This is a genomic window from Pseudomonas borbori, from assembly GCF_900115555.1.
Lineage (GTDB): Bacteria > Pseudomonadota > Gammaproteobacteria > Pseudomonadales > Pseudomonadaceae > Aquipseudomonas > Aquipseudomonas borbori.
On the sequence record NZ_FOWX01000057.1, the window covers coordinates 1 to 12,609 of the forward strand.

The following is a 12,609-nucleotide window of genomic DNA, read 5'->3' on the forward strand; positions in this document are numbered from 1 at the left end:
GACAGATAGGCCGACAGCTTGCCTGGGGCACCCGAGCGGGGCGCATCAAACAGGCCCGAAAAGCCTTTGCTCAACCACTGTTGTCGACGTTCGTAGACGGTTTGGGTGCAGACCCCAAAAGCTTCGGCCACCGCCTTAGGCGAATCACCGCGCGCAAGTCGCAGCAGCGTTCCTGCCCGATCCCGGCTGCGCCAATCTGTGCCCTTGTGAACGATCTCTTCCAGCTTGAGGATCTCTTCTTCGGTCAACGGTAAGGGCTTGTGCTTCATGGATGGGGGGGGCCAATCATCGGGTCTACGGGGTCATTATTATGACCTTATTTATTGGTGACCGCTTAGAGCGCCCGCAAGGTGGTTTTGCTCGTGCCTGAATGCTGCAGCTAAATCGTAGGGGTTTGATACTGTGGCGTTCTGCAATGCAACGAGATATTCCTCGGTCAGTGGTTGACGCTCGTGTGCCTGGCGTAGCAATTGAATGAACCGCCGGGACTTATCCTCACTTGGCGCTTCGCGTTCGATAGCAAACGAATCCTTAGTCTCATGCAAATAGGCCCAGTTGATCGCCCGATCCATCATGACCGGCGGCAGTGACTCCATGAACGCTTTTGCCCGACCAAGAATGTCGTGCTCCTGAAGTTCAATTAGCCTTGAGGCTTTTTCTACGGTGGCGCAGTAGTTCAAGTTGCCCAGGCCGTTGAACTCCACCCGCCATCGCGAGTTTCTCTCACCCGAGCGGGTGACGTAGCGCTTGGGATCGAAGAGCGGTACGAAGGCGCCCCGAACCGGTGCATGCTGAGGAACTTCCTCGTGGGTAAAAGCCTCTCTCAAATAGCACGCTTTGCGGATGTAGATACCGTTGGGAGCCTCCTGCAGGGCCCGCTCCAGCGTAGTGACTGGTATCTTGGGTAAGGCCTGGGCCAAGATGGCGAGATTGACCCCTTCGTGCTTCAGGGCAAATAGCATGTGGCCAAGCAAATCATCGGCTGCGGGCGCGGTGGCCGATGGTACCGCCAAGGTTTGACCTATCTTTTTCAGGCGAGTGACAGGTTGCACAATGGCTGGCAGGCGCAAGGGGAATGCAGACAGCTGCATGGCTTCGCGTAGCCAGGCGTAACCGACTAGGTGCATGTCAAAAATCCTTTAGCTTGACTCTGGCCCGCAGATTTTCTTGATTGAGACAAGAAAATCTTCATTTCAGGTGATTCTACTGATTTTTTCTTGATTCGCTCGTGTCGATTTCATCCGAGTGTCTTTCGGCGAAAGCTCGCGCTCACAATCGCAACCAACACCTCCGAGCCAAGGCCGTGACAGCAATATGGCAGTTACGGACAAATTCCGCCTTCAGGTTGCTGTACCAAGTTTCTTGAACACCCGATCCCTCGCCATGAAGGCTTCCAGCATGTGCGGGATGAGCGTCAGGGCATCAACCTCTTCTCCATATGCTTGCGAATGCACTGCCGCGTAGCGTTCGAGGTCGGCCTTCAGACTAGCTGGGCAGATGAACGTCACTTTCAGGTTCTCGGTTTTCGGCAAGGGGCCGAGGCGCAGCTTGTTCGGGGTCATTGTGGGTTCCTCTGCAGGCTAAAGAAGGGCTGATAGGGGCGCAGCACCAGGTCGCGGTTGACGATCACGCGCAGCGGCAGGCCGGGGCGCTGGGTCAGCGTGGGCTGGATATCGAGATTGCGACGGGTGACCTCTTGGCCGACCTGGTTCACCGTGTCCTGCAAGCTGTCGCGCCCGGCAATGATGACCCGGTCGCCGTCGGTTCGATTTGCCGGTGCAGCCAACTCGGCACCAATGCCCAGCAGGCTGGTCATGGCCGCGCCAGCGACGATCCGATCCCAGTGCCAGTCGACGCCATCCTCCAGGCCGGCATAGCCGGCGGCGTCGCTGCCAACCAGGTTGTCGAGCTGGAAAGACGAGGTGTCGGGAAGGATCACCCGCTGCCACACCACCTGCACGCGGCTCTGGCCGTAGCTCACCTGGCTGTTGTAGCGGCCCAGCAGCCGCGAACCCTGGGGGATCAGCACATGCTGGCCGGTGGCGCTGTCGTAGACCGGTTCGGTTACCGTGGCGATCACATCGCCGGGTAGATCCGACTTAATCCCTGTGACCAGTGCCGCGGCAATGACGGTGCCGGCCATCACCTGGTAGGGCGAGTCGGGCATTTGCAGAAATCCGGAATTACGGATCTGTGCATTTGCGGATTTACTGAGAAACGCCTCTTTCTGATCCTGTCCATTCTGCGAGACCGCCGTGTCAGCAGGTACGGCGGCGGTCAACCCAGGGCCGGCGGCCATGACCTGACCGGCATTTGCAGCACTCGATGTCCTCCCGCCACCGGAGCGGAAAAACACCGAAGACAATGCCGCTTCCTCAGCCTCCTTGAGCCTGGCGAGACGCTCGGCCTCGGCAGGATCGGGGCCGGCATGGCGGTAGTCGTAACCCTGTGCTTGTTCAGCTCTGAGAATGGGGCCACCGAGGTCGCCTGGCAGTGGCCGCCCCAATTGTGGCACCGCCGGCGCGGGAGGTGGCGGTAGCTGCGAGTAGTCGGCCGGCAACTGCTCCAGGCCTTCGGAGCGAGTCACGCGGTCGACGTTGTACAGCTCGCTTTGCTCCGTGCCATGACGACGCTGCTGGGGCTGTAGCGACCAGAGCATGGCCCCGAGTACCGCGCTGGCCAGCCCACCGGCGAGTAGCGCCAGCATGCGTGGGTTGAGGCGGGTGACCGGGCGCGGCTGCGCGCGTAGCTCCAGGGATTCCGGTGCCTCCTTGGGTGGCAGTGGCGAAGGCGCATCGGTTTGAACATCGTCCGTAGCACTCATGCTCAGGGCCTCCGCGCCACGCCATCGGTGCGCTCGATCCGCACCACGTCCCCCTTGTCCGCGCCCAGGCGCAGCTCGGCGGCGCCGAACAGCCTATCGACGATGAAGTAGGGCGAACGGAAACGGTAGTTGACCAGTTGGCCGTCACCCTGCGGGCCGATCACGAACAGTGGCGGCAGCTCGCCCTGGGCGATGCCGGCCGGGAACTGGATATACACCTTCTTGCCGTCATCGAACGCGCGCAGTGGTTTCCAGGGCGGGTTGCTGCCGCTGATCGCATAGCGAAAGCGCAGCTGTTCCAGCGCCAGGCCGACATCGACCGGTGCTGCCGCTTGGGCTGAAGAGGCGCGTCGTTGCAGGGCGAGCAGGCGATCCTTGGGGTAGTCCCAGGACACCGAGGCCATCCAGGCCTGCGCGGTGGAGGTCAGCTCGATCAGGTAAGTGCGCCGCGTGGTGGTGATCAGCAGGTTGGTCTTGAGGTCGATCCGCGTCGGCTTGATCAGCACGCTGACGCGCAACTCGTCGCCACTGCCGCTGGAGGTGTCACCGACGATCCAGCGCACGGTGTCGCCTGCGGCCACGGTGACCAGTTCCTCGCCGGGCTGCAGGTTGACCGCCGTGACCCGGCCCGGGCTGGTGTAGACCTGGTACAGCGCACCATTGGAGTAGGGCCAGACCTGGATGGCGTTGATATAACCCTCGCGGGTCGGAGCGATTCGCGCGTCGCGGTTGGCGCGCGAGACCCGCACGCGTTCATCGGCGGGCTCCTTGGCTAGCTTGCTCGCCTGGCCGTCCGGCAGCGGCTTGAGCTGCGCCGGCAGGGCCAAGGGTTTCGGCACCGCCACTACCTCGATGGGCTTGGGCGTCTCCGGCAGGCGCTGCGTCTGCACCGGTTCGTCCAGGGCGATCACCGGCGGCTCGCCTTGGCTGGCGCAGCCGGCCAGCATTGCCAGCAGCAGGGGGCAGATGCAGAGATTCAGGTAGGTTTTCATGGCTTCTTGGCTCCTTCCGTAGTGTCCAGTTCACGGCTCCATGACAGGCCGTTGACGTAGATGCCCAGCGGGTTGCGGCGCAGCTTCTCCTCGGTACGCGGTGGCTGCAGTACCAGCGAGATCACCGCCGTCCAACGCTCCAGCCCGGCGGTCGCACCATTCACAAAACGGCGCTCGATCCAGCGCACCTGGAACGAACTATCACTGGCCCGCACCACGCTGGTGACCTCGACGGACACCGACTCCTTGCCGACCCGGGTGAAGGGATCGTTGGCACGGGCGTAATCGTTGAGCGTGGCAGCACCGCGGTCGGTGGTGGAGTGATAGGCCTCCAGCCAGTTCTGCCGTACCACCACCGGGTCGATGGACAGCCCGCGCACCCGTTCGATAAAGCGCGCCAGGTGATGGGCGATCTGCGCATCCTGGGGCTGATAGGGATTGGCGGCTTCGCCGACGGCGCGCACCTGGCCGAGACTGTCGACCTCCACCACATAGGGCGTGACCATCGACTGGGCCGAGCGCCAGACCAGGCCGCCGGCCATCAGCAGGGCCAGGCTCAGGCAACCAAAAGCCATCACCCGCCAGTTGCGTGCCTGCGCCAGGCTGCTGCCCATGCGCCGATCCCAGGCCTGTTCCGCTGCCTGGTAGGGCGTGGCCGGTTGTGGGGTGTCGCTGTAGCGCACCCGCGGACGTTTGAATCGCATCTTCGTTCTCCTTCACGAGTTTGATGGGTCGCGCACTTGCGGCCCGGGTGACGAGCCGCCACCATCGCCACCGCGCAGAGTGTGCGCGACGGTGGTGGCTGCTTGGGTGAGCTGCTGCTTGCGCTGCAGGCGCCTGGCCCAGTCGGGTTGCTTGGTGGGGGCTGTCGATGAGCCGGCCGCCGTGGCCGCACCGCCTGTCGCTGCACCTGTTGCTGCAGAACCCGGCGCCATGCCTGCGGCCGATGACTTGGCACCGCCCATGGCCAGGCGTGCCGCGCCAGGCGCCATACGGGCGCCGGCCAGCACGGCGCCACCGGCACCCGTGGCCACGGCGGCTGCACCGGCGGCCATGCCCGCGGCGCCAAGCGCGGTGCCGGCCGCCGCGCCGGCTCCCAGTTGCGGCGCTCCTGAGACCAGACCGGTGGCGATGCCTGGGCCGAAGATGCCCAGGCCGAGCAACGCCAGCGACGCGAGCATGACCACCAGGGCATGGTCGATGCTGGGTTTGTCCGGCACCGCCTGGAACTCGGCGAACAGCCCGCTGCCGATGCCGACGATCACCGCCAGCACTAATACCTTGATGCCGGACGCCACCACATTACCCAGCACCTTCTCGGCAAGGAAGGCGGTCTTGTTCCACAGCGCGAAGGGCACCAGGACGAAGCCGGCCAGCGTCGTCAGCTTGAACTCGATCAGGGTGACGAACAGCTGGATGGCCAGGAAGAAGAAGCTGACGATCACCACCAGCCAGGCCAGGAACAGCACCAGGATGCTGTGCAGGTTGCCGAAGACCTTGGGAAAGCCACTGAGGTTGCTGATCTGCTCGAGCAGTGGGCCACCGGCCTCGACACCTATGGCAGCCAGCCGTCCCGGCTGGAGGAACTCGGCCTGGCTCAGGGCGGAGCCCGAGGCCAGCAGGCCCAGCCCGGCGAAGGAGTTGAAGACGATTTGGGCCAGTACATTGAAGTTGCCGATGATGAAGGCGAAGGCACCGACATAGAGGATCTTCCTGATCAGCTTCGAGCTGACGTCCTCGCCGCCCATGGCCCAGAACAGCCCGGCCAGGGTCATGTCGATGGCTACCAGGGTCAGGGTGAGAAAGGCCACCTCGCCGCCGAGCAGGCCGAAGCCCGAGTCGATGTACTGGCCGAACACCTCGAGGAAGCGGTCGATCACGCTGACGTCGTTCATTGCACGTCCTCGTCGAAGCTCGGCGGGATGGCCGGCAGGCTTTCGGGCGTGAGGAACTCGCCGGCGTGAGCGCAACCGGAGTAGAAGCGGTCGTGGAGGGCGCGGGCGTCATCCGGCTCTCCGCCATGGTCGCAGGCAACCAGCCCGAGCAGCAGCGGCAGTAGAAATAGAACTCTCATCGCCAAGCCCTCACTGCCGGTAGAACTGCACGGGGTAGGGGGTGTAGGGCGTGCCGCTGCCCATGAAACGCCGCCGCAGTTCGCGCGCCTCCTCGGCCGCGGCCGCCTGGCGCGCGAGTTCCAGGGCGATGGCGCGGTTCTGGGTGATCTGCAGTTGCTGGGCCTGGATCGATTGCTTGGCCTGCAGGGCCAGCAACTGGTTGGTGGCTTGGGCCGCCTGCAGCGCACCACCGGCGGCTTGGCTCTGCTGGACCAGATCGGCCAGCGCGCTCTCATCCTGGGCCAGGTTCTGCGTTACCTGTGCCTGCACGCGCATGGCCGTGTGCAGCCCGTCGAGGCCCTGCTGCCAGCGCTCGCGCGCTTCCTGGGCCAGGCGTTGGCTGCTGACGCTGCTCGTGTACTCGGCCGGATACAGGCGGGCGAATTGCTGGTCCAGACGCTGCACCTCGTAGGCCAGCCCCTGGGCCTCGGCCAGCAGGCGCTCGGTGCTGGCCAGGCTCACGCGCAGGCGGTTGACCACGTCGTAGTCCAGGGTCGCCAGGTGGCGAGCCTGGTTCAGCAGCATCTGGGTTTCGTTCTGCAACTGGCTGACCTGGTTGTTGATCATTTCCATTGTGCGTACCGCGGTCAGGGTGTTCTGCACTAGGTTGGTCGGGTCGATCACGGTGAAGGCAGTGGCCGGTTGCAATACCAGCGGTCCAAGCGTCAGCAGCGCGATGAAGGCAGAACGGCAGATACGGGGATTCATGGCAGGCACTCCTTGCGTGGCGGGGTATGGGTGGCGAGCAGCTCGGCGGCCCAGTCCAGGCCGCGATGGCGCAACCAGGCAGGGGCGAAGTCCGCGGTGCCGGACGCCTCCAGGATCCGGTTGATCTCACGCTGTTCGGCCGGACTGGCGGAGGCGGCGAAGGCCAGTGCCACCGGTCCCAGGTCGAGGTCGAACAGGCGGTTGCCCAGGCGCGACTGGTAGTAGTAATCGCGCTTGGGCGTGGCCTGGGCGATGATCTCGATCTGCCGGTGGTTGAGGCCGAAGCCCTGATAGATGCCGCGGATCTGCGGTTCGCCGGCCTGCGGGTTGGGCAGGAAGATGCGACTGGCGCAGCTCTCGATGATCGCCGCGGCGATGCCGGAGTCCTGGATGTCGGCCAGCGACTGGGTGGCGAAAATCACCGAGACGTTCTTCTTGCGCAGGGTCTTGAGCCACTGGCGGATGCGCGCAGCGAACAGCGGGTCGTCGAGAAACAGCCAGGCCTCGTCGAGGATCAGCAATGTCGGCGTGCCGTCGAAACGTTCCTCGAAGCGGGCGAACAGGTAGCTCAACACGGCGGCCACCGCCGCCTTGCTGTGCATCAGCTCCTCCATCTCGAAGCACTGCACATCGGCCGTACCGAGGCGGTCCTGGTCGGCATCCAGCAGCCGGCCGTGAGCGCCGCCCAGCACGTAGGGCTGCAGGGCCTGGCGCAGGGCGTTGTCCTGTAGCAACACTGACAGGCCGGTCAGCGTGCGCTGTGCCTCGGGCGCGCCGGCCAGGCTGTCCAGGGCGGTCCACAGCGTGGCCTTCTGTTCGGGGCCGACGGCAACCCCCTCCTGCAGCAGACGAGCCTCCAGCCACTCGGCGGCCCAGGCGCGGTAGCCAGTCTGGTCGATGCGTGCCAGGGGCTGGAAGGCCAGGTCGCCATCGCCGCCCAGATCGTAGTGCTCGCCGCCCAGGCCCAGCACCGTCGCGCGCAGCGAGCGGCCCATGTCGAAGAGAAACAGGCGCGCGCCCGGGTAACGACGAAACTGCAGGGCCAGGGTCGCCAGTAGCACCGACTTGCCCATGCCGGTAGGGCCGGCCACCAGGGTATGGCCGACATCGCCGACGTGGGTGACCAGGCGAAACGGTGTCGCGCCATCCGTGCGGGTCACCATCAGCGGCGGGCCGCCCAGATGCTCGTTGCGCGCAGGCCCGGCCCAGACCGCCGAGACTGGTATCAGGTGCGCCAGGTTGAGGGTGGAGATGATCGGCTGACGCACATTGGCGTAGACGTTGCCTGGTATGGACGACAGCCAGGCCTCCACCGCGTTGAGGCTCTCGGCAATGGTGACGAAGCCGCGGCCCTGGATCACCCGCTCGACCAGGCGCAGCTTCTCGTCGGCGACCTGGACATTGCGGTCGCTGACCGTCACGGTGGCCGTCACATAGCCGAAGGCGACCTGATCGGCGCCTAGTTCTTGCAGGGCGGCGTCGGCGTCGCCGGCTTTGTTCGCCGCGTCGCTGTCGACCAGCGGGCTTTCCTGCTGGAAGATCGCTTCGCGCAGCAGCGCCAGGACACCCTTGCGCTTGGCGAACCACTGCCGGCGCAGGCGCAGCAGTTCCTTCTCGGCCTCATCCTTGTCCAGGCAGATGAAGCGGGTCGACCAGCGATAGGCGAAGCCCAGGCGGTTGAGGTCATCCAGCAGACCCGGCCAGGTCGAGGTCGGAAAGCCGCGCACCGAAAGCACGCGCAGGTGCTGCTCGCCCAGCCGCGGCGCCAGGCCGGTGGTCAATGCGCTGTCAGCCAGCAGGGCGTCCAGGTGGAAGGGCACCTCCGGCACGGCCAGGCGCTGGCGGTGGGTCGATACCGTGGCGTGCAGGAAGCTCAGGGTCTGGCTGTCGTCGAGCCAACTGAGCTCCGGCATCACCCCGTCCAGCAGGTCAAAGAAGCGATCACACTCGGCGGTGAAGGCAGCCAGTCGCTCACGCCAGTCGACACCGCGCTGCGCCCGGTGTTCGTAGAGCAGGCCGGCCGCACGCGAACGCGACTCCTCCGGCGGCAGGTAGAGCAGCGTCAGGTGGTAGGCGCTCTCGTAGTGGCTGCTCCGCGTCTCGAAGGTGGCGCGGCGCTCCTGGTCCACCAGCCAGGACAGCGGCTCGGGGAAGTCGCTTTCGGGGTAGTCGGCGGCCGCCAGTCGCTCGGCCTCGATGAACAAGGCCCAACCCGAACCCAGCCGGCGCAGGGCGTTGTTCAGGCGCGCCGAGGTGGCCACCAGTTCGCCCTGGGTGGCGCTGTCCAGGTCTGGTCCGCGAAAACGCAAGGTGCGCTGGAAAGAACCGTCCTTGTTCAGCACCACGCTCGGGGCGACCAGGCCGGCCCAGGGCAGCCAGTCGGCGAGTTGGGCGGGGCGGCGCTGGTATTCGCTGAGGCTCAGCATGGCGATACTCCTCACACGTCCAGCAGCGGGCGCTGCTTGATATGCCGGGCGAAGACCTGCAGGAACTGCGGATCCAGCCGTGCGCCCCAGACTGCCAGCGAGTGGCCGACCAGCCAGAGCACCAGGCCCGGAATCCACAGCTGCAGGCCCAGGCCGACCACGGCCGCCAGGGTGCCGTTGAGGATCGCCACGTTGCGCGGCGCACCGCCGAGCAGGATCGGTTCGGCCAGGGCGCGGTGCAGTGGCACCTCGAAACCGGGGATGAGGTCGCGCTCGCCGTTCATGCAACCACCGCCCCGCCGGCGAAGCTGAAGAAGCTGAGGAAGAACGAGGAGGCGGCAAAGGCGATCGACAGGCCAAAGACGATCTGGATCAGCTTGCGGAAGCCGCCGCTGGTGTCGCCGAAGGCCAGCGTCAGGCCGGTGCTAATGATGATGATCACCGCGACGATGCGCGCCACCGGGCCCTGCACCGAGTCGAGGATCGATTGCAGCGGCCCTTCCCAGGGCATGCCGGAGCCGGCGGCGAGCACCGGCAAGGACACGCCTAGCCAGAGTGCGCCCAGCAGAAGGGTATTGGCGGCGCGCCGCCAAGAAACAACGCAAGCATGGAGGAGACTCATGGCTGATTTCCTGAGGCAGAGGACAGGGAAGGAATGGCTTCGATGGGATGGAGTTGATAGCCACGCTCGTTATGGCCGACGACTCGGGCGATCTGCTGGACATGGCGAGCGCGGCCGCGCCCGGCGAGGAACACCACCAGGTTGACCGCCTCGGCGATCAGCGCCCGTGGCGCGGCCAGGGCGACCTCCAGGATCAGCTGCTCCAGGCGCAGCAGGGCGCCCTGGGCGGAACCGGCGTGAATCGTGGCGATACCGCCCGGGTGACCGGTGCCCCAGGCCTTGACCAGGTCCAGCGCCTCGCCGCCCCGCACTTCGCCGACCACCACCCGGTCGGGACGCAGGCGCAAAGTGGTGCGCACCAGATCGGCCATGGACACCACGCCGGGCCGGGTGCGCAGGGCGACGTGATCGAGGGCCGGGCACTGCAGCTCGACCGTGTCCTCGAGCACCAGAACGCGGTCGCCGCTGCCGGCTACCTCTGCGAGCAACGCGTTGGCGAGGGTGGTCTTGCCGGTACTGGTACCGCCGGCGACGAGGATGTTCTGCCGCTCACGCACGGCGCCTCGCAGGTACTCGGCCTGGGCGGCGGTGAGGATGCCGTCGGCCACGTACTGCCGTAGCGGGATGACGCCGACGGCGCGTTTGCGCAGGGCAAAGGTCGGCCCGGCTGCTACAGGCGGCAGCACGCCCTCGAAGCGCTCGCCGGACTCCGGCAGTTCGGCGCTCAGCAGCGGCTTGCCCCGATGGACTTCCGCGCCGACATGTGCGGCAACCAGGCGGATGATCCGCTCGCCGTCGGCAGCCGGCAGCGTGCCCAATCGGGCGCGGCCAGCGGAAAGGCGATCCAGCCAGAGCACGCCGTCGGGGTTGAGCATCACCTCGACCACGTCCGGATCATCCAGGGCCGCAGCGATCAGCGGGCCCAACGCCGTGCGCAGCATGCGGGTGCGGCGATCCAGGGAGGTGGCTGCTGCGCTCAGCACCGTGGAGGCGGCAGTCATGGGTGCTCTCCCGTGGCCTGAACCTCGTCGTGTACGTCCCTGACCAGGCTGCGCCCGCGCTGCAGGTGACGGCCGAGTTGCTCGACGAACTGGCTGAAGCGCAGCTTGCCCTGCGCTCGTGCCGCCTCCTGATGGGCCTCGGGCACTGGTGTGCTGACAGTGAGGTAGTAGCGCACGTAGAGCGCGACAGTCTCGATCAGGATGTGCTGGTCGCGCTCCAGCCGCTCGAACTGGCGCGACAGCCGATCCAGGCGCTTGGCGATGGCCGTCTCGCGCTGGTCGCCGGAGTCCGGCGACAGCCAGGAGGCGAGCGCCGCGGCGATGATCGACGACTTCGACACGCCTTTGGTGATCGCAAGTTCGTTCAGGCGCTTGGCGTGCTCGGGTTGGATAAACAGGTTCAGGCGGGCTCGGCTCATAGGGCTATTCCGTCGTCAGGGTCGAGGGCGGCCAGCCGTGCCACGCGCTGCAGGCGTGGATCGGGCTGGGGAGGGAAGGGGGTGGGGATGTCGTCCTCGTCGAGGAGCAGCAGGTCGCTGGTCAGGTCGTCGAGGTCCGGCAACTGGGCAGCTTCCTCCAACTCGGGCTGACGGCGCAGGCCGCCATCCTCGACGGTCTCGCCATCGGCCAAGCCTGCCGGCGGAACGCCAACGGCCGCGGGCATGGCCAGGCTGCTCCAGTCATCCGCACGTGCGGTGGGCGCATCGGCGTAGCGACCCGGCTGCAGCTGCGGCGCCGGCAATACCCTGCGCTGGAAGTTGCTATCGGCGAAGTAGCGCAGCTTCTTCGCCCGGATCGGCGCATGGCCGGAGAGCATCACCACTGCTTCGTCGGTAGGCAGTTGCATCACCTCACCGGGCGTCAGCAGCGGGCGTGCGGTCTCCTGGCGCGACACCATCAGGTGCCCCAGCCAGGGCGCCAGTCGGTGGCCGGCGTAGTTGCGCTGCGCGCGCAACTCGGTGGCGGTGCCCAGTGTCTCGGAGATGCGCTTGGCGGTGCGTTCGTCGTTGGTGGCGAAGGTCACCCGCACATGGCAGTTGTCGAGGATCGAGTGATTCTGGCCGTAGGCCTTGTCGATCTGGTTGAGCGACTGCGAGATCAGGAAGGCGCGCAGCCCGTAGCCGGCCATAAAGGCCAGGGCCGACTCGAAGAAGTCCAGCCGCCCCAACGCCGGAAATTCGTCGAGCATCAGCAGCAGCTTGTGCCGGCGCTCGATGCCGTCGGCACCGTCCAATGATTCGGTCAGGCGCCGGCCGATCTGGTTGAGGATCAGGCGGATCAGCGGCTTGGTGCGGCTGATATCCGAAGGAGGCACCACCAGGTATAGGGAGACGGGATGCTCGGCCGAGATCAGGTCGGCGATGCGCCAGTCGCAGCGCGACGTGACCTCGGCCACCGTGGGGTCGCGGTACAGGCCGAGGAAGGACATGGCGGTGGACAGCACACCCGAGCGCTCGTTCTCGCTCTTGTTCAGCACCTCCCGCGCGGCCGAGGCCACCACCGGATGGGGCGCATCGCCCAGGTGCGAAGTGCTCATCATCCGCTGCAACGTCAGTTCGAAGGTGCAGGCCTGTCAATCAGCATCCAAAACTTTCCAGGTAACAGCGTCCAAAAGTTTCCAGTCGCTCAGGTGTTTTTCACTGCCTTTTTGCGCTGCTTGAAGCGGAACGAATCGTTGCCGGTTTCGAGGATGTCGCAGTGGTGAGTGATGCGGTCGAGCAGTGCTGTGGTCATCTTGGCGTCGCCAAAAACACTGACCCATTCGCCGAAGGACAAGTTGGTGGTGATGATCAGCGAGGTCTTTTCGTAGAGCTGGCTGATCAGGTGAAACAGCAGCGCCCCACCGGAGTCTGGGAAGGGTAAGTAGCCCAGTTCGTCGAGGATCACTGCGTCCATGTGCAGCAATTGTTTGGCCAGGTTGC

Annotated in this window: 14 protein-coding genes and 2 pseudogenes; all 16 read right to left on the reverse strand. The window is 65.7% G+C overall.

Features of this window, described 5'->3' with window-relative positions; translation table 11 throughout:
* A partial coding sequence (locus BM315_RS23130; RefSeq protein WP_170862302.1) for a helix-turn-helix domain-containing protein occupies positions 1-248 on the reverse strand: 248 nt, incomplete at its 3' end.
* Between the two features lie 81 nt (positions 249-329).
* Positions 330-1,127 (reverse strand): annotated as a pseudogene (locus tag BM315_RS23135) (Fic family protein); the annotation flags it as partial.
* Between the two features lie 213 nt (positions 1,128-1,340).
* Entirely contained in the window at positions 1,341-1,562 is a 222-nt protein-coding gene (locus BM315_RS23140) for a DUF2274 domain-containing protein (RefSeq protein ID WP_090505935.1), read from the reverse strand.
* On the reverse strand, positions 1,559-2,824 hold the full coding sequence (locus tag BM315_RS23145) for a TraB/TrbI/VirB10 family type IV secretion system protein (protein ID WP_090505937.1): 1,266 nt from the start codon (positions 2,822-2,824) through the stop codon (positions 1,559-1,561). Before BM315_RS23145 ends, BM315_RS23140 begins: the two co-directional genes overlap by 4 nt.
* Positions 2,825-2,826: 2 nt before the next feature.
* Positions 2,827-3,816, reverse strand: coding sequence for a P-type conjugative transfer protein TrbG (trbG, locus tag BM315_RS23150; RefSeq protein WP_090505939.1), 990 nt, complete (start codon positions 3,814-3,816; stop codon positions 2,827-2,829).
* Positions 3,813-4,520, reverse strand: a complete 708-nt coding sequence (gene trbF / locus BM315_RS23155; RefSeq protein ID WP_090505941.1) for a conjugal transfer protein TrbF — start codon at positions 4,518-4,520, stop codon at positions 3,813-3,815. Before trbF ends, trbG begins: the two co-directional genes overlap by 4 nt.
* 12 nt (positions 4,521-4,532) lie before the next feature.
* The gene (gene trbL / locus BM315_RS23160; RefSeq protein ID WP_090505943.1) at positions 4,533-5,711 is read right to left on the reverse strand and encodes a P-type conjugative transfer protein TrbL; all 1,179 of its coding nucleotides are present in this window, start codon (positions 5,709-5,711) and stop codon (positions 4,533-4,535) included.
* Complete coding sequence (locus tag BM315_RS23165; RefSeq protein ID WP_090505945.1) at positions 5,708-5,890, reverse strand: hypothetical protein; 183 nt, start codon at positions 5,888-5,890, stop codon at positions 5,708-5,710. Before BM315_RS23165 ends, trbL begins: the two co-directional genes overlap by 4 nt.
* A 10-nt stretch (positions 5,891-5,900) precedes the next feature.
* Complete coding sequence (trbJ, locus tag BM315_RS23170; protein ID WP_090505947.1) at positions 5,901-6,638, reverse strand: P-type conjugative transfer protein TrbJ; 738 nt, start codon at positions 6,636-6,638, stop codon at positions 5,901-5,903.
* Positions 6,635-9,064: a conjugal transfer protein TrbE gene (gene trbE, locus BM315_RS23175; protein ID WP_090505949.1), complete on the reverse strand. Its 2,430-nt coding sequence runs from the start codon at positions 9,062-9,064 to the stop codon at positions 6,635-6,637. The genes trbJ and trbE overlap by 4 nt, the downstream gene beginning before the upstream one ends.
* A gap of 11 nt (positions 9,065-9,075) precedes the next feature.
* Positions 9,076-9,348, reverse strand: a complete 273-nt coding sequence (locus tag BM315_RS23180; RefSeq protein ID WP_090505951.1) for a VirB3 family type IV secretion system protein — start codon at positions 9,346-9,348, stop codon at positions 9,076-9,078.
* Positions 9,345-9,686 carry a TrbC/VirB2 family type IV secretion system protein gene (locus BM315_RS23185; protein ID WP_090505953.1) on the reverse strand — a complete coding sequence of 114 codons (342 nt, stop codon included), beginning with the start codon at positions 9,684-9,686 and terminating at the stop codon, positions 9,345-9,347. The genes BM315_RS23180 and BM315_RS23185 overlap by 4 nt, the downstream gene beginning before the upstream one ends.
* A complete protein-coding gene (gene trbB, locus BM315_RS23190; protein WP_141124018.1) occupies positions 9,683-10,687 on the reverse strand; it encodes a P-type conjugative transfer ATPase TrbB in 1,005 nt (334 codons plus the stop codon). The genes BM315_RS23185 and trbB overlap by 4 nt, the downstream gene beginning before the upstream one ends.
* Positions 10,684-11,106 carry a CopG family transcriptional regulator gene (locus BM315_RS23195; RefSeq protein ID WP_090505955.1) on the reverse strand — a complete coding sequence of 141 codons (423 nt, stop codon included), beginning with the start codon at positions 11,104-11,106 and terminating at the stop codon, positions 10,684-10,686. The genes trbB and BM315_RS23195 overlap by 4 nt, the downstream gene beginning before the upstream one ends.
* A pseudogene (locus BM315_RS23200) lies at positions 11,103-12,257 on the reverse strand (type IV secretory system conjugative DNA transfer family protein); the annotation flags it as partial. The gene BM315_RS23195 and the pseudogene BM315_RS23200, both read right to left, overlap by 4 nt.
* Before the next feature lie 56 nt (positions 12,258-12,313).
* On the reverse strand, positions 12,314-12,609 hold a 296-nt coding region (locus BM315_RS23205; protein WP_170862303.1), incomplete at its 5' end, for an ATP-binding protein.

Bases quoted from the DNA above. Each gene is read 5' to 3' on its own strand.
- BM315_RS23140 (WP_090505935.1), bottom strand. From the start codon at position 1,562: ATGACCCCGAACAAGCTGCGCCTCGGCCCCTTGCCGAAAACCGAGAAC.
- BM315_RS23145 (WP_090505937.1), bottom strand. From the start codon at position 2,824: ATGAGTGCTACGGACGATGTTCAAACCGATGCGCCTTCGCCACTGCCA.
- trbG (WP_090505939.1), bottom strand. From the start codon at position 3,816: ATGAAAACCTACCTGAATCTCTGCATCTGCCCCCTGCTGCTGGCAATG.
- trbF (WP_090505941.1), bottom strand. From the start codon at position 4,520: ATGCGATTCAAACGTCCGCGGGTGCGCTACAGCGACACCCCACAACCG.
- trbL (WP_090505943.1), bottom strand. From the start codon at position 5,711: ATGAACGACGTCAGCGTGATCGACCGCTTCCTCGAGGTGTTCGGCCAG.
- BM315_RS23165 (WP_090505945.1), bottom strand. From the start codon at position 5,890: ATGAGAGTTCTATTTCTACTGCCGCTGCTGCTCGGGCTGGTTGCCTGC.
- trbJ (WP_090505947.1), bottom strand. From the start codon at position 6,638: ATGAATCCCCGTATCTGCCGTTCTGCCTTCATCGCGCTGCTGACGCTT.
- trbE (WP_090505949.1), bottom strand. From the start codon at position 9,064: ATGCTGAGCCTCAGCGAATACCAGCGCCGCCCCGCCCAACTCGCCGAC.
- BM315_RS23180 (WP_090505951.1), bottom strand. From the start codon at position 9,348: ATGAACGGCGAGCGCGACCTCATCCCCGGTTTCGAGGTGCCACTGCAC.
- BM315_RS23185 (WP_090505953.1), bottom strand. From the start codon at position 9,686: ATGAGTCTCCTCCATGCTTGCGTTGTTTCTTGGCGGCGCGCCGCCAAT.
- trbB (WP_141124018.1), bottom strand. From the start codon at position 10,687: ATGACTGCCGCCTCCACGGTGCTGAGCGCAGCAGCCACCTCCCTGGAT.
- BM315_RS23195 (WP_090505955.1), bottom strand. From the start codon at position 11,106: ATGAGCCGAGCCCGCCTGAACCTGTTTATCCAACCCGAGCACGCCAAG.